The sequence below is a fragment of the Bacillus sp. FSL R5-0593 genome (assembly GCF_038603755.1).
Lineage (GTDB): Bacteria > Bacillota > Bacilli > Bacillales > Bacillaceae > Bacillus > Bacillus velezensis.
The window spans coordinates 3,126,567-3,147,555 of record NZ_CP152011.1; the positions used below are offsets into that span (position 1 = coordinate 3,126,567).

The following is a 20,989-nucleotide window of genomic DNA, read 5'->3' on the forward strand; positions in this document are numbered from 1 at the left end:
CCCCCTTATATCTGTTTCGTTTTTTTATAGATGAAGTAATAACTGATGAAAAACCCGATAACCGCGCCGATAAGCATGCCGAATATGTAACCGGTATACGAACCGTTATAAGCATATCCGCACACCCCCGCACTTCCCAGCATACTGAGCACCATGACGAGCACTTGAATGGTGCGTTCAATGTGTTTGCTTAGGATAAAATGTCCGCTTCGTTCACTCGGCATTTTCAGGAAATTCACATAGCCGAATAGATAGAAACAAAATCCCATTAATGCGGAGATTAACAATGCGTGTTTCAAATAATACATCCATGATGTATGGATGTAAGCGGCAGGCATGAAATAGATCAGAAATCCGCTCCAAGGGAAATCAATATCCGGCACAGCCTGCCTGCCAAAAAGGAACTCAGCGTTTAACAGGTAAATCGTCATAACCACGATCGGAAAGACGGAAACCGTGAACGCCGTGATCAGTTGGGCCGCTAAATTGCCCGTTATCGTGCCGGCAGCTGTCACTAATGCATAAATCATCAAGCTGATGACCAGCATCCCTGCGCTGAATGATTGAAAATGATGGACAGCGTCAGGTTTAAGCGCTAGAAACAATATGTCAGATACTCCGTAAGAAACAAATTGCGAGCCGGCTAACACGGCTGCTCCCAAGAAAAACTTCGTATGAAATATCCGGCTTCTTGAATACGGAAGACTCAGTGTAAACATCCTTTCAGCCCGGCCTCCTCTTATCAGAAAAAGCCCCATCATAACCGGAGGAATGAAATGAAGCCCAATCAAATTCCGATTGCTGTAATCAATGCTGAACGTACAAACTGAACCTGAATATTGATGAAGCGCACTCAAACAATCCTTATAGTGAAAATACTCATTTATAATTGCCAAAGGGCCTAAAATAGCTAAGAACCCCGCTGTAAGGAGCAGCAGCGTCTGCCGCTGCTTCCATTCTTTATAAAGCAAACCGCTAATCGGCACCTTGCCTTCCTCCAAACTGTTCATTTTCAAACAGATCTACATATGCTTTGACTTCCTGTAAACCGTAAAATAACTGATGAAAAACCCGATAACCGCACCGAAGATAATGCCGGCTAAATAGCCGAACATCGTGTCTGTGACCCCATATCCGAAAACGCCGAAACCCATAACAGCAAAGGCAATCACCAAGATTTGCACCGGACGGTCCAATTTTCTCCAAAGAAAGAATCTGCCGTTCCGTTCATTCGGGTGTTTCAGAAAGCTGACATAACCGATCAGATAAAAGACAAGGCTCATCACAATCGGAATGATTAAAACCAAATCCCTTTCTCTGATCCAGTCGTTAAACACATATCCAATAGGGGTTACAAATATAAAAAGACGGGATTCGATATAACTGCTGATAAAAGAAAATTGATCTCCCACACTAAAATCGAAAACAACCTCCAAATTCGCGGCCGGCAGACCGATGAGTAAAAAGGGCAGTACCGTGACGGTAAACGCCGTTAACAGCTGGGCGAATATCTGTCCCGTTAATGCGCCGGATGCCATTAACAAGGCGTAAGCCATAAAACTGATGACAATCATTCCGATTGAAAAATGATCAAAATCGTACGTATGGCTCGGTTTCAGCAAAGATATCAGCAATGACGCCGCTCCATAGCCTATCACCTGGGGAACAACAATGACTGCTGCGCCAAGCCAGAATTTCGTCTGAAAGATTTGGCCTCTGCTGTAAGGCATGCTTAACAAAGCATCCATCGTTCCCTTTGTCCGTTCCAAGCCTAATAAGAAGACGGCAATGATGACACTTACAATCCAGCTGAAGGAAAGAGGCGACCCATTCGTATAATTGACAACGAATTCACAATCTTGAAGAGCTTGGTTATTCATACATTCTTGATATGTTGAGTAGTTGTTATAAACCAAAAAAGGGTTTGCCGCCATTAAAAGAATGCCGCTGCATAAAAACAACCACTGATTTTTCTTCCATTCTGTGTACAACAATCCCCGCGGTATCATTCCGGTCCTCCTCTCTTACACATGCTTCGTTTTTTTATATATGGCAAAATAACTGACCAAAAATCCGATCGCTCCTCCGACCAGCATCCCGGCCACATACCCTGTCATCGTCTGTCCCGTCGAGTACCCCGCCAGGCCAAAACCGAGAACGGCGATTATAATCACCACAATCTGAATGGGCCGGTCAAGCTGTCTCCAGAGAAAAAAACGGCCGTTCCGTTCCGCCGGCTGTCTGACATAGCAAAAGTACCCGATGGCATAAAATACAATGCTCATCACTGCCGGGATGATTAATATATACTTGCTGGCAGATACCCAATCTGTATCTATGTACATGATCGGAATCAAGTATTGAAAAAGATTGTTTACTTTGAGATAAGCCTCGACTGACGGCATCAGCTCATACATGCTGACTCCGAAGATGACTTCTACATTGGACAGCGGCAGCGTAATAATCAGGTAAGGCGCTATCGACACAGTAAACGCCGTTAACAGCTGGGCGAACGTATTGCCCGTTAAGCAGCCTGCACTCGCGACCAATGCAAAAGCCAAAATACTCACAATAATCTCTCCGACGCTGTAATGGTGGAAGAAATATACGCGCTCAGGCTTTAACAGAAGAATGAGCAGCTCAGCCAGCCCGTAGCCGATCACCTGAGCGCCGGTAATGACCGCCGCCCCGAGCCAAAATTTAGTGTGAAACACCTGAGCGCGGGAATAAGGCAGACTGAAAAGCGCATCAATCGTTCCTTTCGTACGTTCCAGTCCGAATAAGCAAACCGCTAAGATGACAGCGGGCGCCCAGTTCAAGTTCAGCATTCCGCTATCCAAAGAATTCACATAAAACTTACAATATGCTCCGTGGGTGTCCAGACAGCCTTGATAAACCAGATAGGTATTTAACACTTCAAATGGATTGACCGCCGCTAAAAAAATGCCGACCATCACAAGAACAGTTCGATTCTGCACCCATTCCCTGTACAGCAATCCCCTGTCTACCATCTCCGGTTCCCTCCAAACTTCGCGATGAAGACCTCTTCTAAGTTCACAGGAAGTTCATTCCATACTTTCGGCCGCAGCTCTTGCAGAAAGTTCTTTTTCTTCTCATCGTTCTTTTGAATCAGCACCGTATAAAACACACCGGCATGGTCGAGAATCGGTATGTTTTGTTCTCTGATCTTCAAGGCGACGTCCTCTTCAAATGCCATTTGGATTTTCATGTACTCTTCCTTCATATCATCCAAGTCCATCACATTCGTCAGCTGATTTCCTTCCAAAAACCCGATCCGGTTGCACATTCGCTCAATATCTTCTAAACGGTGTGAGGTAATCAGAATGCTCGTTTCCCGTTCAGCCACTTCATCCACCATAAGCTGCAGCACGTCATGACGCGTTACGGCGTCAATTCCGTCCGTCGGTTCATCCAAAAGGATAAGAGCCGGGCGTGAAGCAAAGGCAAGGACGAGCGCAAGCTGTTTTTTCAGGCCTGTCGATAATTCACGGTATTTCTTCGTTTCCGGAATGCCGTACCTGTTCATCAGCTCATTGGCGTAAGTCACATCAAAATTCGGATAGATTCTGCTTACAATTGCAACAAGCTGTTTATATGTATACTTGTCATAAAAAGGATTTTCAACAGGCATATAAATGATGTTCTGTTTTACTTTCGGATGCCGCTTTATTTCCACCTGATTAAATAAAACCGTCCCTTGATCCGGCAGCAGAATCTGCTGAATGAGCCGGAGCAGTGTTGTTTTCCCTGATCCGTTTCGCCCGAGCAGCCCGAAAATTTCCCCTTTTCCGATGGTGAGCGAAATATCCTTGAGCACTTCTTTACCGTCTATCGTTTTTGAGAGATTCCGCAATTCAATCATGATCCTTGCCTCCTTTCACATCAGCGCTGATTTCCTTTATCCATTCCTGCAGCTTCTCCAGCTCAACTCCCGCGTAATGGGCATCGATGATGAGCTGTTTCAATTGCTCTTTTATCATCGTCATCTTCCCTTCAACCAATGTCGTTTTTGCATTCTCCGATATATACGTTCCTCTTCCCCTCAGCGTTTCAATGACACCATCGCGTTCGAGCTCCTTGTACGCTTTGCTGACTGTGTTCGGATTGGCGATAATGATCGTTGCCAATTCCCTGACAGAAGGAAGTTTATCCCCCGGCTTCATGATCCCTTTTAAACAAAGCTCTTTCAGTTGCTGTATGATCTGCTCATAAATCGGAGTTGAGCTTCTCGGATCGATTTGAATCATTTACTTCCCTTCTTTCTTTTACGAGCTGCTCTCTTTCTTTAAATGTTCTGCCATTGAAAACCGATGACGACAAGAACGACAAACAGACTGCTTGCCAAAACCGAGGCGGCGATAATAAGAGGCACATCTTGTTTTACGGATCTTTTGTTTTTCATGAAAGTTCCCCTTCCCTATGCTTAACATTTATATGTCGATTTCATTTTTTGAGTGTTTTATGTGTATTACATCAAGTAGTACACGTAATACAATAAACACACTCCGCCCTATTGTCAATTCTTTTTTTAAAAGAAATACAAAAAAACCCGCCGGGATTCCGGCAGGTTTGCTGAACCATTTGAAACGGCGCGGTCAGTAATCAAAATTACGCTGCAAAATCATATTGTTTTGCAAGGTCTGCAGCTGCAATCTCATTCGGTAAAGCTGCTCTCTTTGCTGATCATTCGCAGATAATGACAGCTTGTTTAATTCATTCACCGCGTTTTCAAGCATCATTTGCGCTTCACTGTACTCATTATCATTATAATGCTCTTGTTTTGAAGCGGTCATAAATTGCTCATTCGCAAATTCATACGCCTGTTCGCTTCTTTGGAGATGTTCATCTACTGATTGTCTTGTTGCCATTAAACAGTCCTCCTATTGATAATGTCATATCAATAGTATTTCTTATTCCAAATAAATTCTCACAAGAAATATCAGGTAATTCATTCACAAGACAGAAACGGTATAAAATACGATTACATGTATAATTTAATCAAGACAGAATGAAATCTTTATAAAAATCCGCCATTTTAGAACGATAACTTAATTCTTCTTTTATTAAAAACATTAAAATTTTCCCACATCACTCACAAGATCTTCGGTTCGCTTTAAATTGTTCACCATCAAATTATCTTTTTTGTGTAAAACACCCAGGATTCATCATATTTTTTGGGTATCCAATTCATTAGACGATCTGTTTTTATTAGCTTTAATTATCATCCCGAAACTAACACCAACTATAAAACCAAAACCTTTTTTACTCATCCCCATCTAAGCCTGGAACAGCTTTAAATTTTTTCAACAAACCGTTCAAAAGAGAATCGAATTTTGAAGAATTAAGATAATAGTATGTTTTATTTTGATTTCTCGTACTCTCAACTAAACCTTGCAATGTCAAAATTCTCATATGGTGTGAAATCGTTGCATTGGTTAAATTTAGCTGTTCAGCAATCTCATTAGCATACATTTTTTTATGACTAAGTAAGATTAATATCTTGAACTTACTTTTATCCGATAAAAGCTTCAAAAAATCAATAATATGATTAATCTCAGCTTTCCCTAATGTATTTTCGAAAATTTTATCAACTTTATAACCAAGTCCAACATAAATGTTATCTTCACTTTTCGTAATAGTTGCAGTGTAAGGTAAAAGTGTTGGATATATATTAATATAATTACAAGATAAGTATTCCTTACCTTTTAACGTACTGATTATCTTTTTTGGAAAATCCATATTTATGTTTTTTAATTGATTCATCCACTCATCTCTAAATTTAATTAAATTATAAATCGCCTCGTTAAGATAACCATTCACCAACATTAATTTATTGCAAAATTGATCTACATAAGTTTTAGGAGATTTCATTACCTTAAATATGATCCACTTGTATTCGGGCTTTATATTTAGATTATTAAGTAGCTCAAATAAACTTTCCCTATCATTTAAATACTGTTCGGTAGATGTTTCAGTTTTAAGATCTCCTTGTAAATAAATTAGAGACTCTAAAATATTTTTTCTTATCTCTTCTTCTGTAACTGCAGATAAATAATCAATAATTTCAAAAAAATCTTTCGTATAAATTTGTGGGATTTTAAAAAAGGTTGTGGCTAAACAAAAAATATTTGCATTCCTAACATCTTTGTAGTCGCAAAAGCTGCCAAAATAAAAATTTAAAAACTCACTATCTAACTCTTTTATTCTTTTAAGATCATCTAGTAATACAAAATATTCATTATCTAATTTTATACCCAATTTGGTTGTATAATCTTTGAAGAATTCCTCGTGTTTCAAGAATAGAATAGAGGATATCTTGTCAAAGAATTCTGAAACACTGTCATTAATTATTAACCGCACTTTTTCACACCCCATAAAGTCTTTTTCCACAAGGAAAACGTTGTACTATCTTCATGTCAGACATTTTACATTTTTAATATTATCAATCAAAAGGGAACTTTCAAAGAATATTCATTTCTAATTTTAAAGAATTTTCCTTTAAGCACATACCTGACTGAGCATTATCATGAGCAGTCCTAGATTTATTAGACTTGCCTCACCTCTTGCTGAGTGTTTTCCTCATGTCACACTCTTCAGAAATCCTTCATCATCTCAGCTAGTTTACAGGTCAATTTTAGCTCTTATTGAGTTATTTCAAGTTACAAAATTGTTGAATTATAAAAATATGATTTCGAGAAAAGTGGATGAAAAAACAATTTATGAATAATATTGACACCTCTTAAGATTACATTTATCATGTTTTGAGATATATATCGAATTTAAATTTAGATTAATATCTAATGGAGGTTATAGGTTTGAATTTTCAAAAATTAATTATGCTATCTGCATTATTATTAGGTACATTCATTTCAGTAATGGACACCACTATAGTAAATATCGCCTTACCTAAGATGCTGGATTATTTTTCGAGTAACCTTTCTCAAGTAGCATGGGTGGCTACAGGTTATACTTTAGCTTTTGCGGTTTTATTAGTAGGTGCATCAAAGCTGGCAGACCATTTTGGAAGAAAAAAAGCTTTTATGTTTGGATTAGCACTTTTTATTTTGACATCAGTTATTGCATGTTTGAGCATTTCAATTGAAATGCTTGTCACAATTAGAGTGATTCAGGGATTATCTGCTGCTTTCATTGTACCTGTTACAATACCTATAGCTTTAGCTATCGTACCTCAAAATAAAAAAGGAATGATCATTGGAATCTGGGGTGCTTTCTCAGGATTAGCAGCTACATTAGGACCTGTACTTGGAGGATTATTAACTGAAAATTTTAATTGGCAAGCTATCTTCTTCATAAATATTCCTTTAGGTCTGATTTCTCTTTTTTTAGCAGCATTTTTTATTACTGAGAGTTATGATGAAACAGTGAGTAAAAAAATTGATTACATGGGGATTCTTATTTTATCCGGAGCTCTCTTCTGTTTAACCTTTGGTTTTGCAAAAGTATCTGACTTAGGCTGGTCATCACAATTAATTATCTCTCTTTTTGTAATCTCTGTATTATTATTCTGTTTGTTTTTCTTTATTGAATCTAAAATTAAAAACCCGATGATTCCCTTATCCATGCTGAAGATACGTACATTTAGTTTCAGTTCTTTCACCCTCTTTATGCAGGGCCTTGGATTAACAAGCGGTACCCTTATTATTACTTTACTCCTCACGAATTTAATGGGAAAAACTGAATTAGAAGCGGGGTTAATTGTTTCTACATTAGCTCTATCATCTATGTTTACCTCTGTACTTTCTGGAAAGCTATCTGATAAACTCGGGGGCATTTGGCTTTCGGGTCTAGGTATGCTCGGTTTAACAATCACAACATATTTATATGGATACATACGATACGACAGTTCTATAACGTCAGTAATTATTCTGTTATGTTTGACCGGCTTAGCTTTAGGGCTTGTAATAGGACCAGCAATGAGTTCAGGGATACGGCTTATTCCTCCTGAGAAAGTAGGAATTGCCTCAGGTATTCTTAATATGATGCGGACAGTTGGACAAGCGCTAGGAATTGCCATACTTACATCTGTGCTTACAATGAATATAAATGATCACACAGCTACTGCGAAAAAAGAAGCCATTAAAATTGTGGAAAGCAATCAGGTTTTTGATAAAAATGCAAAGAACGAGATAATAACTCACTTAAAGCATTCAGACAGTAAAGGTTTCGATCGAAGCAAAAGTATTGCTGAATTAAACAAAAAAGAGGAAGAAATTCTCTCTATAACCCCGGATCCGTATAAAGAAAAAGTACAAAAAAGCTTCAATATTCAAAAGAAGGAAGTTATGGCTATCCAGAAAAAAATTTCAAATTTATATAATGAAAAAATAAGTGACAGTTTTAATAATACATTCAAAGTAGGCAGTGTAATTCTTATTTTAGGAATTATTTTTGCATTGTTCAGTGATATTTCTCCAAAACGTTTAAAACAACAACAGAAAAACCAGGTAGATATTACGTCCTGACCGTTCCATAATTGTTTCATTGTTCCGCTCCATCATTCATGCTACAATTTTAGGATGCATCTGATGTGAGGGAGGCTTTTTGAACATTGAACGAGAATAACCCTTTTCCTTATTCAAATACGGAAAAACGGTACCATACATTAAATTATCATCTGCGGGAGCATTTCGGGCATAAAGTGTTTAAAGTCGCGCTTGACGGCGGTTTTGACTGCCCGAATCGGGACGGCACGGTTGCACACGGAGGCTGTACATTCTGCAGCGCGGCGGGCTCCGGCGATTTTGCCGGCAATCGGGCCGATGACTTACTCACGCAATTTCACGATATCAAAAACCGCATGCACGAAAAGTGGAAAGACGGCAAATATATCGCATATTTCCAAGCGTTCACGAATACGCATGCTCCGGTAGAGGAGCTGCGTGAAAAATTCGAATCCGTCCTCAAGCTTGACGGCGTTGTCGGCATGTCGATCGCGACCCGTCCGGACTGCCTACCGGACGATGTCGTGGAATATTTGGCCGAACTGAATGAGCGGACCTATTTGTGGGTTGAACTCGGGCTGCAGACCGTGCATGAGCGGACTGCCCTTCTGATCAACCGCGCCCATGATTTTGACTGCTATGTTGAGGGTGTCAATAAACTGAGAAAACACGGCATCCGCGTTTGTTCCCATATCATTAACGGGCTTCCGCTTGAAAACAGGGACATGATGATGGAGACGGCCAAAGCCGTCGCTGATTTGGATGTGCAAGGCATTAAAATTCACCTGCTTCACTTATTAAAAGGCACACCGATGGTGAAGCAATATGAAAAAGGAAAGCTGGAGTTCCTTTCTCAAGAAGAATATGTAAGTCTTGTATGTGATCAGCTCGAAATCATTCCCCCGGAAATGATCGTTCACCGCATTACGGGAGACGGGCCGATCGAATTAATGGTCGGACCGATGTGGAGCGTCAATAAGTGGGAAGTACTGGGCGCCATTCAAAAAGAGCTGGAAACACGGGGAAGCTATCAAGGAAAGCTCTTCAGAAAAATCGGGGAGGAGACCGCCCTATGACCTTGATGCACATCCTCCCTTTCAGTAAAGAATTGCTGAAGTCCGCCGCACAGGAAGGTGATATCACGGTTGACGCGACGATGGGCAACGGACATGATACATATTTCCTGGCCGGCCTTGTCGGTGAGACAGGACATGTCCATGCCTTTGATATTCAAGCGGACGCACTCGCTAAAACGAAGGAGCGGCTCGGTGCCGACTTCAGTCCGCGCGTCACGCTTCACCATAAGAGCCATGATCAAATAAAGGCATCGCTGCCTGAGGATGCGCACGGTCGTGTGGCTTGCGCCGTGTTTAATCTCGGCTATCTGCCCGGCGGCGATAAAAGCATTACGACAAACGGCCACTCAACCATTTCCGCGATCGAACAGCTCCTTGAACTGCTGAAGGAGAACGGGCTGATCGTTCTCGTTGTGTACCACGGGCATCCTGAAGGCAAGACGGAAAAAAGTGCATTACTGGACTACTGCAGCAATCTTGATCAGGAAAAAGCGCGCGTGCTGAGCTACGGCTTTCTCAACCAGCGAAACGACCCGCCGTTTATTATAGCGATTGAAAAGAAATCTGCCGGCAAATAAAGAATCGGCCTGTCATAAGCGGGCCGATTCTTTTTGTGTTTACTATTTCTGAAAAATCAATTACTATGAAGTAATGGAAAAAAGTTCATCTTTTAAGTGTAACATCTGGGAGGAGCGGCAGTTTGAATATTCTTCGCATCATATTTTCAAGTGTTCCCTATGTGATGTTCGTCATCATATTATCAAGACATTTAGGATTTGAGTTCGCAAAAACCTATTACTGGTGGTTTGCTGCATTTTTTGTCATCGGGCTGATCGGCAAATTCGCAATGCACCTTGCGGCAAAAAAGAAACCGTTAAAAAAAGAGACAGCGTAAAATGCGCATGTCTCTTTTTATTTACTGTTTTGCAGCACGCCGCGTGTATAAGCGGGATTGTTCGTAAAGACACCATCTGCTTTTTGTTTCAGCATAATAGGCGTCAGCGTATGCTCGTCTTCCTTATCAAAAAACACGTGCACTTTCATCTTATTGTGATGAATGCGCTTCACGACTGCTTCATTTGCCAATTTGGCGTTGAGCCCGACTGTATCAGCATACGTTCTGATGGTTTGCAGCTGCTTATCATTTATCTCCTCAGCCTCGTTATCTTTTAATAATCGAACAAGAGGAACTTTTTTATCCATAGATCGAACTTTCTTTAAGCTCTTCCCGCTAAAAGACTCAATGACTGCTTTATGGCTGGAAATCAGCTTATGTTTTTGTAATATGTCAATCAGTTTCTTTTCCATCACCAGGCTGCCGTTGCTTTCTCTCGTCTCAATATAGTAATTGGCAGTTTGTCCGAATTTCTGTATGATTTCTTCTAATGTTAAAATCTTTTCTCCTTTTCCCGCATTCAGTTTCTTAATCTGAGCCAAAGACAGATCATCTGTCATCCCTTTACCATCTGTTGTCCGATCTACCGTTTTATCGTGAATTGCAATCAGATGGCCGTCCTTCGTCTCCCGTAAGTCTATCTCAATATAATCTGCTTTGTCTTTAATGGCACGCGCATAAGACAAAGCTGTATGTTCCGGCTCAATCGCAGAAGAGCCCCTGTGCGCTATCAAGACAGGATGATAGCCGGCGGAAGCATGGATGACGGAGCAGCCTCCGGAAATGGAAAGTAATGCTATGACCGCTAAATACTTTAATTTTTTCATAAAATTAAAGTATCATATTCTGCAGGCGCAAACAATGTTTCATTTCATACTTCACGTCATAAATAAAACTGCGCCGTCATGATTTACACGAGAGGCGCAGTTCACCCATTACGAACTTTTCGTCCAAGCCATCTTCTGAAATTTGCGGTAGGCTCTTCCGTTGATATAAAAGAAAAATGACGTTTTCCCGCTTGCCCTGATCAGCTTTCGCGCAAGGCGGCCCATTTCTTTTTGGCCGGCGACTTTGTCATCGGATAAATAGACGCCGAGCAGCCCCCTGTTGATCAGCCGATGAAAATTTTCATGCGGAATGCCTTGCAAATGTTCATCCGCTTTTTCAATAAAATGCTGCAGTCTCTGCATCATTTCTTCATGAGACTGATAATACGTACAGAAATTCAGATCGCCTTCAAGCAGATCCTCTTCCTGGTCAATTAAATAATCAAGCAGTATATGCAGCCCTTGTATGTACGGAAAATAACTGCTGCGGATTTTCTCAGCGGTATGTTCGTTAAAATCAGGCTGGAATGAGTAAGCAACGAGACAGAAAATACCTAACGTCGATCCGGCGCAGGCCGAGAACTCAAACCACTCCATTTCCGGAAGCTGTGACCGGTACTGCTCAAACCAGCCTTTAAGCCTCGGAACGCGTTCATGCTCAACGACATGCTTATGAACCTGAAGATCGCAATAATAATCACACAGCTCAAGCAAATAAGGTTTAATGATACCGTAATGTTCTATTGACCCGAGCACCCGCTGGCATGTTCTGACCAGCTCATGAAGATAACCGCCGTCATCCCGCTCGTCTCTGTACTGATAGTACGGCCGCACCTCGGCACCGACCGTCAGCGCGTCACGCATGGAGAGATGAAGCATGCGGAAGTCCTCGGGATCAAGCGAGGTGCTGCGGTCGCACAGATTGTCCAGATAATCACTGATTGTCTGATACGCGATGATAAATTGCACGCATTTCTGTTTCTGCTCTCCCGAAAGCAGGGCTAAAATGCCGCCGCCTTCACAATGAAACGATTTATCGCGGATACTTGCGGCCGCCTGCTGCCGCAGTTCGGTATTTTTAATGGAATCTGATTTTTCCCGCCACATGTTCAATTCCTGATGAACGAGCGGAAAAATTTCCCGATACACTTTTGCCATAAGGTTAAAAGGATGTTCCGGTACTGTCAACATATGCACCCCCAGCGAATTCAAATATACTGATCTGTAAAGGCTTTTGCCGCCTTAAACACAGTTTCTCTTTCCGGTTCATTAAAAATTTCATGATAAAGCCCTTCCCATTCCCGGTACGATTTATTATGGGAAGCCACACCGGAAAACCATTTGCGGACCTTCATTTTATCGACGATTTTGTCATCACCGCCCTGCATAAGCAAAAGCGGCACCTTTAAAAACGCATCAGTCGGCACCATAGCGGCATCAATGGTTTTTAAAAGCTCTCTGTACCATCTTACGGATACCTTCGTGACATATAAAGAATCGTTTTGATCCGCTTCAATCATATCCGCATTCCTCGTTGCCATATCAGGTGATAAGCCGGAATCCACTCTGAGGGACGGAGCGAGGACGTTCAGTCCTTTAGACGCAAAATCAAGGACTTTATTGACTTTTATTTGCAGACCCAGACAAGGTGATGATAAAATGAGTGCCGTAATGCGGGGATTTCTCTGCTGCTTAAACCATTCTATCGAAATCAGTCCGCCCATGCTGTGGCCCAAAAGGAAAACGGGCGCTTCAAGCGTTCTCGCTTTATCAATCCATATATCTACTTCATCAATGTATTCTTGGAAAGAGCGAATATGCCCTCTGGCGCGGGTCGACGTTCCCTGACCGGGCAAATCGCCCATCACCACGTTATATCCGGAAGATCTCCACATTTCAACGAGCCATTTATAACGTCCGTGGTATTCGCTTGCCCCGTGGATAATGACAATGGTACCGACGGGCCTGTCTGCTTTCCAAGTCCACATGCAGTTCACCTCTTACATAAATTTAGAGAAAGAAGGATGAGACATGATAATCTACCCTTATAAACAATTTACGCCTGACATACATCCTGAAGCGTTCATTGCGGATAACGCCGTCATTACGGGCGACGTCGTGATCGGAGAACAATCAAGCATTTGGTTCTCAGCCGTCATCCGGGGGGATGTTGCGCCGACAAGGATCGGAAAAAGAGTCAGCATACAAGACTTGAGCTGTCTGCATCAAAGTCCGAACCGCCCGCTTCTTATTGAAGATGACGTCACGATCGGCCATCAGGTTACACTGCACAGCGCAATCATCAAAAAGAATGCTTTAATCGGTATGGGCTCCGTCATTCTTGACGGGGCGGAAATCGGAGAAGGCGCGTTTATCGGCGCCGGAAGTCTCGTTCCTCCGGGCAAAACCATTCCTCCCGGCTGTCTTGCGTTCGGCCGGCCCGCAAAGGTTATCCGCCGGCTGACAGAAGAAGACATACGGGACATGGAAAGAATCAGAACGGAATATGTTGAAAAAGGCCGATACTATAAAACACTGCAAGAGAAATAAAAATAGATCAGCTTTGTTTTACTACTGTACCATTTTTCAAAATATTATTTAAGTAAAAACCATTTGCATTCTCCCGATTGTCAGGAAACAGAAGCAAAATGTTCAGGAATTTGTTTTATTCTTCCCCCGCCGGCCCGATCCTATGAAAAAAAGAGCCCATGTCCCGGGCTCTTTTTTTACGCTTTTTCGGCGAATGTCTGTCCGTTTTCCAGACCTATGTCTTTTCTTTTATGGAAACCTTTCCCGTAATAGGCGGCTAATAATATGCCGAACCAGACAGGCCCGATGATGACGGCCACCCGGGTCTCTGCATTAAAAGCCATCAGCACAACGACAAAAGCGAGAAATGCCAGCGAGATATATGAGGAAAAGGGGTATAAAGGCATTTTATATTTGAGTTTTTTCCGTTGTTCCGGCTGTAAGCTTTTCCGGTATTTCATTTGGGAAAGCAAAATAATCGACCATGTCCAAATCGCTCCGAACGTCGCAATGCTCGTCACCCACGTAAACACTTTCGCCGGCACCACGTAGTTCAGCAGAACGCCGATGCATAACGCGCCCGCTGAAACCAATACCGCTTTTCCCGGCACACCGCCTTTTGTGACCGTACCGTATGCTTTAGGCGCTTCATTTTGTTCCGCCAGATTGAACAGCATGCGCCCCGTGCTGAAGATCCCGCTGTTGCAGGAAGAAAGAGCCGCCGTCAATACGACAAAATTAATGATTCCGGCTGCAGCGGGTATTCCGATTTTTTCAAATGTCAAAACAAACGGGCTTCCGCCTGAACCGATTTCCTGCCACGGATAAATTGACATAATGACAAACAAAGCTCCGACGTAAAAAATGAGAATGCGCCAAAAAACAGTATCTATGGCCCGCGCCAGTGATTTTTCCGGATTTTTGACCTCACCGGCTGTGACACCGATCAGCTCAATCCCGAGATAGGCAAACATGACCATTTGAAGCGACAGCAGCACCCCTTTAATCCCATTCGGGAAAAAGCCGCCGTGGCTCCATAAATTGCTGATTCCGAGCGCAACGCCTCCGTTTCCGAGACCGAATACGATCATCACCAGACCGATCGCGATCATTGACAGAATCGCCAAGACTTTAATGAGCGCAAACCAGAATTCAAGCTCACCGTACGCTTTGACCGCCAGAAAGTTGACAGCCGTCATAATGACGAGTGCACAAAGCGCCCATATCCATGACGGCACGTCAGGGAACCAGTAGCCCATATAAATGCCGACCGCGGTGATTTCCGCCATGCAGGTAACAACCCATAAAAACCAATAATTCCAGCCTGTTAAAAACCCGGCAAGCGGACCGAGATAATCTCTGGCATACCGGCTGAATGAGCCGGCTACAGGCTTTTGAATCGCCATTTCCCCTAATGCCCGCATAATAAAAAACATAATCAGCCCGCTGCAGGCGTAAGCGGCTAAAATCCCCGGCCCGGCAAGCTTTATGGCAGAAGCCGACCCGAGAAACAGCCCGACTCCTATCGCGGCGCCCAACGACATAAGCGAGATATGCCGCTCTTCCAAGCCGCGGTGAAGCGTTTTTTCTTTGTTTTGCATAACTCTCCCTCCCCCTGATTTTGACAAAGAAACAACAAACCGAGACGAAATAGCCAGAAAACACTTTCCGGAATCTACCCGATTAGTCCTATTATAACCTTTTTCTGAATATTGCGTAATACTTTGTCGAAAACAGAGCGGAATAGACGGTTTACAAAAAAACAATAGAAAAAAGGCTTTCGATAACATCGAAAGCCTTTTGGATTAAACAAAAATGACTTCTTTCGGCTGATGATTCAGCTCTTCCGGCACCAGTCTTTTTTCAACATTGATGCTGTGCCAGATCATGAAGATCAGCACGGTCCAGATTTTGCGGCTGTTGTCCGCTCTGTCGGCACAATGATCTTCCAGAAGCTGAAGGACATAATCTTTTTCAATATAAGCATCTGTTTCACTTTCACGAATGATGTTGCGAACCCATTCGTTCATTTCATTTTTCAGCCAGTGGCGGATCGGCACAGGGAAGCCGAGTTTTTTGCGGTTAAGCACATGATCAGGCACTACCCCTTCAGCAGCTTTGCGCAGAAGGTATTTCGTCGTGCCGTTTTTCGTTTTCAGTTCATCCGGAATTTTAGAAGCCACGTCAAACACGACTTTATCAAGGAACGGCACGCGCAGTTCCAATGAGTTGGCCATCGTCATTTTGTCAGCCTTTAACAGGATGTCGCCGCGCATCCACGTATGGATGTCAACATACTGCATTTTATTAATGTCGCTGTATGAACGGCTTTCCGTAAAGTACGGCTTCGTGACATCACGGTATGAAAGCTCTGGATTGTAATGTTTGAGCAGCTGTTTTTTCACGGGCTCTTCAAAAATCTTCGCATTACCGATATAACGCTCCTCAAGCGGTGTGCAGCCGCGGACTAAGAGGCTTTTCCCTCTCATTCCTTCAGGCATGACGGACGCCACATGAAGAAGCATTTTTTTCAGACCGGACGGAATGCGTTCAAACGGTTTAAGCGATAGCGGTTCGCGGTAAATATTGTACCCGCCGAACAGCTCGTCCGCGCCTTCCCCGGATAACGCGACCGTTACATGTTTTTTCGCTTCTTTCGCGACAAAGTACAAAGGAATCGCCGCCGGATCTGCAAGCGGGTCATCAAAGTGCCAGACGATTTTCGGAAGCTCGTTCATATACTCCTCAGGAGAAATGACTTTGCTGATGTTTTCAATTCCGAGCGCGGCAGCCGTTTCCTTCGCTACGTCAACCTCACTGAAGCCCTGCTGCTCAAAACCGACGGAAAATGTTTTAAGGCTCGGGTGAAATTCTTTCGCAACTGAGACGATAAAAGAAGAGTCAATACCGCCGGATAGAAACGAACCGACAGGCACGTCACTTCTCATGTGGACTTTGACAGAGTCAAAGATTGCGTCTCTGACTTCTTTCACCAATTTATCTTCATCAGACTGAACAGGCTTGAAGTTCGCTTTGAAATATGTTTTAAACGCGATGTCGCCTTCCGGACGGATCGTAAACTGGCTGCCCGGCTCGACTTTTTTCACTTCAGCGTCAAGCGTGCTCGGTTCAGGAACGAATTGGAAAGACATATATTGCTGTAAAGAAGCTGTATCAAGATCAATGCCGTTTTGAGCGGCCATTAAACTTTTTCTTTCAGATGCAAAATATACTTTGTCCCCGATGGTTGTGTAATACAGCGGTTTAATGCCGAACGGGTCTCTCGCGCCGTACATGACGCGGTCAGCTTTGTTCCAGATTAAAAACGCAAACATTCCGCGAAGCTTTGAAGCAGCTTCTTCTTTATAATGACGGTATGTCGCAAGGAGCACTTCGGTATCGGAATCTGTATTGAAAGTGTAGCCTTTCGCTTCAAGCTCTTCTCTCAATTCAATGTAGTTATAGATTTCGCCGTTAAAAATGATCCAATATTTTTCGTCTTCATATGATAAAGGCTGTCCGCCGTTTTCTACGTCAATAATACTGAGCCGTCTGAAGCCGAATCCGACGTGCTCGTCATGATAATACCCATCGCTGTCAGGACCGCGGTGAACGATCATTTGGTTCATTTGTTTGATTAGCTCTTCTTGATCTGCGGTTTGAGTTAATGGATGCTTATTAAAAACACCGACAAATCCACACATAGTATAGCCTCCATAAGTGTAATTTTCTAATTGGACCCCCTTTTTATAGACGCTTTGTTACGCCATTGGTTTCACGCTATGTAAAAAATAAGCATGGCAGCATCTACAAAAAGGGAAAGCCGCTTAAGTAAGCGGCTATAAAATTATTCTCCTAGTGCTTCTTTGCGAAGCGCATCCGCCTTGTCAGTACGCTCCCAAGGAAGATCCACATCATGACGTCCGAAGTGGCCGTAAGCAGCTGTCTGCTTATAGATCGGGCGGCGCAGATCAAGCATTTTAATAATGCCGGCAGGTCTCAGGTCGAAGTTATTCCGTACGACTTCGATCAGTTTTTCTTCAGAAGCTTTTCCTGTATCAAATGTATTGATAGAAATAGAAACAGGCTGTGCCACGCCGATTGCGTATGCAAGCTGCACTTCACAAGAATCAGCAAGACCTGCTGCCACGATGTTTTTCGCTACGTATCTCGCAGCGTATGCCGCAGAACGGTCTACCTTCGTCGCATCCTTACCGGAGAATGCGCCGCCGCCGTGGCGTGCATATCCGCCGTATGTGTCAACGATGATTTTACGGCCGGTCAGACCCGCATCACCTTGAGGTCCGCCGATTACGAAACGTCCCGTAGGGTTGATGAAGTATTTTGTTTCTTCATCGATCAGTTCCTCAGGCACGACAGGATTAATGACATGCTCTTTCAGATTGCGCTGAATCTGCTCAAGCGTAATTTCCGGGTGGTGCTGAGTTGAAATGACGATCGCGTCGATACGGACCGGCTTGTTGTTTTCATCATATTCAACGGTAACTTGCGTTTTGCCGTCAGGGCGAAGGTACGGAAGAATGTCTTCTTTGCGGACTTCGCTCAAACGGCGGGCTAATTTATGCGCTAAAGAGATCGGAAGCGGCATAAGCTCTTTCGTTTCGTTACACGCATAACCGAACATCAGGCCTTGGTCTCCCGCTCCGATTGCTTCGATTTCAGCATCGCTCATTGTGCCTTCACGCGCTTCAAGAGCCTGATCGACACCCATTGCGATATCCGCAGACTGTTCATCAATTGATGTTAAAACAGCGCAAGTCTCCGCATCAAATCCATATTTGGCGCGTGTGTAGCCGATTTCTTTAATCGTTTCACGGACTGTTTTCGGAATGTCAACGTATGTTGATGTAGTAATCTCTCCGCTTACCAGCACAAGTCCTGTCGTTACAGATGTTTCGCAGGCTACGCGCGCGTTCGGGTCATTTTTTAAAATCTCATCTAAGATACTGTCAGAAATTTGGTCACAGATTTTGTCCGGATGACCCTCAGTAACAGATTCAGATGTAAATAGTCGACGGTTTTTACTCATTCACTTTTCCTCCTGAAAAAAGATCTTTTGCAAGACCTTTTCATATGATACGGAACTCGCTCCCTCTTAATACAATGTCATACTATATCAGAGAATGTTAATTGGCATATTTTATGAAATAAAAAAACCTTTTCCACTCGAGGAAAGGGTTTGGTCTGTGTGCCTTTCACTCTTATCGCTCAAGGAAAATATTAAACCTTGCATCAGGTTAGCACCTTGGTTCCCCACAGTGTTTTCACCTGCTTTTTTACAGAGAAACCGGTTGCTGGGCTTCATCGGGCCTGTCCCTCCGCCAGCTCGGGATAAGAGTATCCGCTCAATGAAATATCTTATCGTAAAAGGGCGGAAAGTGTCAATATGAATTAAAGCGATTACGCGCCTTTATTTCGGGAAGCAATGGAAAAACACAAACAAAAAACCGCAAATAGTATAGACTATTTTCAGATATATGTTATACTAATTCCACATTCAGCGAAATACAAATAAACCGGCAAAGGAAGGTTTTTATGAAATTAGTTGATTTAACCGCAGATCTTCAAGCATTACTTGCAAGTCCGAATGTGCATCATAATTTATCGGCTCCAAAACTTACCGAAAAAGTGATCAGCCGAAATGAAGGAACGCTGACATCAATGGGCGCCGTACGCGCCACCACCGGCGCATATACAGGCCGGTCACCTAAAGATAAATTTATCGTCCGTGAACAAAGCACAGAAAATCAAATTGATTGGGGCGCGGTGAATCAGCCCATTTCTGAAGAGGCGTTTGAAAAGCTGTACGCCAAAGTCGTCAGCTACTTAAAACAGCGGGATGAACTGTTTGTGTTTGAAGGATTCGCGGGAGCGGATGAAAAATACAGACTCCCGATTACGGTCGTAAATGAATTTGCGTGGCACAATTTATTCGCGCGCCAGCTGTTTATCAGACCGGAGACGGATGAAAGAGACAGGCAAGCGCAGCCTTTCACCATTCTCTCAGCTCCGCATTTTAAAGCAGATCCGGAGACGGACGGCACGCATTCGGAAACATTTATCATTGTCTCTTTCGAAAAGCGCGTCATTTTAATCGGCGGCACCGAATACGCCGGAGAAATGAAAAAATCAATATTCTCCATTATGAACTTCCTGCTTCCGCAGCAGGATATACTGCCGATGCACTGCTCAGCCAATGTCGGTGAAAAAGGCGATGTCGCCCTGTTTTTCGGCCTTTCCGGCACAGGGAAAACGACGCTTTCAGCCGATGCGGACCGCAAACTGATCGGCGATGACGAGCACGGCTGGTCAGATTCCGGCGTTTTCAACATTGAAGGCGGATGTTACGCTAAATGTATCAATCTGAGCGAGGAAAAAGAACCGCAGATTTTTCGTGCGATCCGCTTCGGGTCTGTTCTTGAGAATGTCGTGCTTGATGAAAAAACGGGTGAAGCGGATTACGACAATTCCTTCTACACGGAAAACACAAGAGCCGCATATCCGATTGAGATGATCGGCAATATCGTGCAGCCGAGCATTGCCGGCCATCCGCAGGCGATCGTCTTTTTAACGGCGGACGCATTCGGTGTGCTCCCTCCGATCAGCAAACTGACGAAGGAACAGGCGATGTATCACTTCTTAAGCGGGTACACCAGTAAACTCGCGGGAACCGAGCGCGGCGTGACATCTCCGCAAACGACTTTCTCGACGTGCTTCGGTTCACCGTTCCTTCCGCTTCCGGCGCATGTATATGCCGAAATGCTCGGGCATAAAATCGACGAACACGGCGTTCAAGTCTTCCTGGTCAACACAGGCTGGACCGGCGGAGGGTACGGAGTCGGAGAACGGATGAAACTTTCGTATACAAGAGCGATGGTCAAGGCCGCTATTGAAGGCAGACTGAACCAGACTGAGATGACGGCAGACAGCATTTTCGGCCTGCGCAGTCCCGTTCATGTTCCGGGCGTTCCGGATGAAGTTCTTCAGCCTGAAAACACATGGAGCGATAAACAAGCATACAACGAAAAAGCGCTGTTTTTGGCCAATGAGTTTAAAGAAAACTTTAAAAAGTTTTCCCATGCGGACTCGATTGCCAAAGCCGGCGGACCTCTCGTGTAATCAAAAATGCCAAGGGCGTTTATGCCCTTGGCTTTTGTT

Annotated in this window: 20 protein-coding genes and 1 riboswitch; of the genes, 6 read left to right on the forward strand and 14 right to left on the reverse strand. The window is 43.4% G+C overall.

The features are described 5' to 3' along the window. Positions 1-5: 5 nt before the first annotated feature. The 8 genes from NYE36_RS15415 to NYE36_RS15450 all read right to left on the reverse strand — a co-directional run bounded on the left by NYE36_RS15415 (position 6) and on the right by NYE36_RS15450 (position 6,396). The gene (locus NYE36_RS15415; RefSeq protein WP_265451424.1) at positions 6-986 is read right to left on the reverse strand and encodes an ABC transporter permease; all 981 of its coding nucleotides are present in this window, start codon (positions 984-986) and stop codon (positions 6-8) included. Positions 987-1,022: 36 nt separating this feature from the next. After that, positions 1,023-2,009, reverse strand: coding sequence for an ABC transporter permease (locus NYE36_RS15420; protein ID WP_265451423.1), 987 nt, complete (start codon positions 2,007-2,009; stop codon positions 1,023-1,025). Positions 2,010-2,024: 15 nt separating this feature from the next. Beyond that, positions 2,025-3,011, reverse strand: coding sequence for an ABC transporter permease subunit (locus tag NYE36_RS15425; protein WP_020956238.1), 987 nt, complete (start codon positions 3,009-3,011; stop codon positions 2,025-2,027). After that, entirely contained in the window at positions 3,005-3,883 is an 879-nt protein-coding gene (locus NYE36_RS15430) for an ABC transporter ATP-binding protein (RefSeq protein WP_020956239.1), read from the reverse strand. The genes NYE36_RS15425 and NYE36_RS15430 overlap by 7 nt, the downstream gene beginning before the upstream one ends. Further along, complete coding sequence (gene ytrA, locus NYE36_RS15435) at positions 3,876-4,268, reverse strand: GntR family transcriptional regulator YtrA (RefSeq protein WP_003152275.1); 393 nt, start codon at positions 4,266-4,268, stop codon at positions 3,876-3,878. The genes NYE36_RS15430 and ytrA overlap by 8 nt, the downstream gene beginning before the upstream one ends. 38 nt (positions 4,269-4,306) lie before the next feature. After that, positions 4,307-4,423 (reverse strand): hypothetical protein, encoded by a 117-nt coding sequence (locus NYE36_RS15440; RefSeq protein ID WP_003152273.1) that lies wholly within the window; start codon positions 4,421-4,423, stop codon positions 4,307-4,309. Between the two features lie 193 nt (positions 4,424-4,616). Next, the gene (locus tag NYE36_RS15445; RefSeq protein ID WP_003152272.1) at positions 4,617-4,889 is read right to left on the reverse strand and encodes a YtzC family protein; all 273 of its coding nucleotides are present in this window, start codon (positions 4,887-4,889) and stop codon (positions 4,617-4,619) included. 394 nt (positions 4,890-5,283) lie between these two features. Then, positions 5,284-6,396 carry a metalloregulator ArsR/SmtB family transcription factor gene (locus NYE36_RS15450; protein WP_094032150.1) on the reverse strand — a complete coding sequence of 371 codons (1,113 nt, stop codon included), beginning with the start codon at positions 6,394-6,396 and terminating at the stop codon, positions 5,284-5,286. Between the two features lie 440 nt (positions 6,397-6,836). Here NYE36_RS15450 and NYE36_RS15455 point away from each other — a divergent pair, with 440 nt between their 5' ends. From NYE36_RS15455 to NYE36_RS15470, 4 genes are all read left to right on the forward strand, one after another. Next, positions 6,837-8,504 carry an MFS transporter gene (locus NYE36_RS15455; protein WP_094032149.1) on the forward strand — a complete coding sequence of 556 codons (1,668 nt, stop codon included), beginning with the start codon at positions 6,837-6,839 and terminating at the stop codon, positions 8,502-8,504. A gap of 86 nt (positions 8,505-8,590) precedes the next feature. Next, positions 8,591-9,559, forward strand: coding sequence for a TIGR01212 family radical SAM protein (locus tag NYE36_RS15460; protein WP_007408822.1), 969 nt, complete (start codon positions 8,591-8,593; stop codon positions 9,557-9,559). Beyond that, positions 9,556-10,137, forward strand: a complete 582-nt coding sequence (locus NYE36_RS15465; protein WP_031378719.1) for a class I SAM-dependent methyltransferase — start codon at positions 9,556-9,558, stop codon at positions 10,135-10,137. The genes NYE36_RS15460 and NYE36_RS15465 overlap by 4 nt, the downstream gene beginning before the upstream one ends. A 122-nt stretch (positions 10,138-10,259) precedes the next feature. Next, a complete protein-coding gene (locus NYE36_RS15470; RefSeq protein ID WP_003152265.1) occupies positions 10,260-10,454 on the forward strand; it encodes a hypothetical protein in 195 nt (64 codons plus the stop codon). A 17-nt stretch (positions 10,455-10,471) separates the two neighbouring features. On the opposite strand, the gene NYE36_RS15475 is transcribed toward NYE36_RS15470, so the two are convergent. The 3 genes from NYE36_RS15475 to NYE36_RS15485 all read right to left on the reverse strand — a co-directional run bounded on the left by NYE36_RS15475 (position 10,472) and on the right by NYE36_RS15485 (position 13,269). Continuing rightward, complete coding sequence (locus NYE36_RS15475) at positions 10,472-11,281, reverse strand: glycerophosphodiester phosphodiesterase family protein (protein WP_007408824.1); 810 nt, start codon at positions 11,279-11,281, stop codon at positions 10,472-10,474. Between the two features lie 108 nt (positions 11,282-11,389). Next, on the reverse strand, positions 11,390-12,469 hold the full coding sequence (locus tag NYE36_RS15480; RefSeq protein ID WP_025285155.1) for a tetraprenyl-beta-curcumene synthase family protein: 1,080 nt from the start codon (positions 12,467-12,469) through the stop codon (positions 11,390-11,392). Positions 12,470-12,489: 20 nt separating this feature from the next. Beyond that, entirely contained in the window at positions 12,490-13,269 is a 780-nt protein-coding gene (locus NYE36_RS15485) for an alpha/beta hydrolase (protein ID WP_052827754.1), read from the reverse strand. Between the two features lie 46 nt (positions 13,270-13,315). On the opposite strand from NYE36_RS15485, the gene NYE36_RS15490 reads away from it, so the two are divergent. Beyond that, entirely contained in the window at positions 13,316-13,831 is a 516-nt protein-coding gene (locus NYE36_RS15490) for a gamma carbonic anhydrase family protein (protein ID WP_025285156.1), read from the forward strand. Positions 13,832-14,007: 176 nt separating this feature from the next. Here NYE36_RS15490 and alaP read toward each other — a convergent pair whose 3' ends face one another. The 3 genes from alaP to metK form a co-directional block, all read right to left on the reverse strand. Beyond that, entirely contained in the window at positions 14,008-15,411 is a 1,404-nt protein-coding gene (gene alaP / locus NYE36_RS15495; protein WP_007408827.1) for an alanine permease AlaP, read from the reverse strand. A gap of 204 nt (positions 15,412-15,615) precedes the next feature. Continuing rightward, positions 15,616-17,514: an asparagine synthase (glutamine-hydrolyzing) gene (gene asnB / locus NYE36_RS15500; RefSeq protein WP_003152255.1), complete on the reverse strand. Its 1,899-nt coding sequence runs from the start codon at positions 17,512-17,514 to the stop codon at positions 15,616-15,618. 143 nt (positions 17,515-17,657) lie between these two features. Beyond that, entirely contained in the window at positions 17,658-18,860 is a 1,203-nt protein-coding gene (gene metK, locus NYE36_RS15505) for a methionine adenosyltransferase (protein WP_003152253.1), read from the reverse strand. A gap of 169 nt (positions 18,861-19,029) precedes the next feature. Then, positions 19,030-19,169: riboswitch (SAM riboswitch) on the reverse strand. A 197-nt stretch (positions 19,170-19,366) separates the two neighbouring features. On the opposite strand from metK, the gene pckA reads away from it, so the two are divergent. Further along, the gene (pckA, locus tag NYE36_RS15510; protein ID WP_265451422.1) at positions 19,367-20,950 is read left to right on the forward strand and encodes a phosphoenolpyruvate carboxykinase (ATP); all 1,584 of its coding nucleotides are present in this window, start codon (positions 19,367-19,369) and stop codon (positions 20,948-20,950) included. Positions 20,951-20,989 lie beyond the last annotated feature (39 nt).

Excerpts from the sequence above, each read along its gene's own strand:
- pckA (WP_265451422.1), top strand. The coding sequence starts at position 19,367 with ATGAAATTAGTTGATTTAACCGCAGATCTTCAAGCATTACTTGCAAGT.
- ytrA (WP_003152275.1), bottom strand. The coding sequence starts at position 4,268 with ATGATTCAAATCGATCCGAGAAGCTCAACTCCGATTTATGAGCAGATC.
- NYE36_RS15440 (WP_003152273.1), bottom strand. The coding sequence starts at position 4,423 with ATGAAAAACAAAAGATCCGTAAAACAAGATGTGCCTCTTATTATCGCC.
- NYE36_RS15420 (WP_265451423.1), bottom strand. The coding sequence starts at position 2,009 with ATGATACCGCGGGGATTGTTGTACACAGAATGGAAGAAAAATCAGTGG.
- NYE36_RS15475 (WP_007408824.1), bottom strand. The coding sequence starts at position 11,281 with ATGAAAAAATTAAAGTATTTAGCGGTCATAGCATTACTTTCCATTTCC.
- NYE36_RS15445 (WP_003152272.1), bottom strand. The coding sequence starts at position 4,889 with ATGGCAACAAGACAATCAGTAGATGAACATCTCCAAAGAAGCGAACAG.
- NYE36_RS15430 (WP_020956239.1), bottom strand. The coding sequence starts at position 3,883 with ATGATTGAATTGCGGAATCTCTCAAAAACGATAGACGGTAAAGAAGTG.
- NYE36_RS15485 (WP_052827754.1), bottom strand. The coding sequence starts at position 13,269 with ATGTGGACTTGGAAAGCAGACAGGCCCGTCGGTACCATTGTCATTATC.
- asnB (WP_003152255.1), bottom strand. The coding sequence starts at position 17,514 with ATGTGTGGATTTGTCGGTGTTTTTAATAAGCATCCATTAACTCAAACC.
- NYE36_RS15425 (WP_020956238.1), bottom strand. The coding sequence starts at position 3,011 with ATGGTAGACAGGGGATTGCTGTACAGGGAATGGGTGCAGAATCGAACT.
- NYE36_RS15465 (WP_031378719.1), top strand. The coding sequence starts at position 9,556 with ATGACCTTGATGCACATCCTCCCTTTCAGTAAAGAATTGCTGAAGTCC.
- metK (WP_003152253.1), bottom strand. The coding sequence starts at position 18,860 with ATGAGTAAAAACCGTCGACTATTTACATCTGAATCTGTTACTGAGGGT.
- alaP (WP_007408827.1), bottom strand. The coding sequence starts at position 15,411 with ATGCAAAACAAAGAAAAAACGCTTCACCGCGGCTTGGAAGAGCGGCAT.
- NYE36_RS15450 (WP_094032150.1), bottom strand. The coding sequence starts at position 6,396 with ATGGGGTGTGAAAAAGTGCGGTTAATAATTAATGACAGTGTTTCAGAA.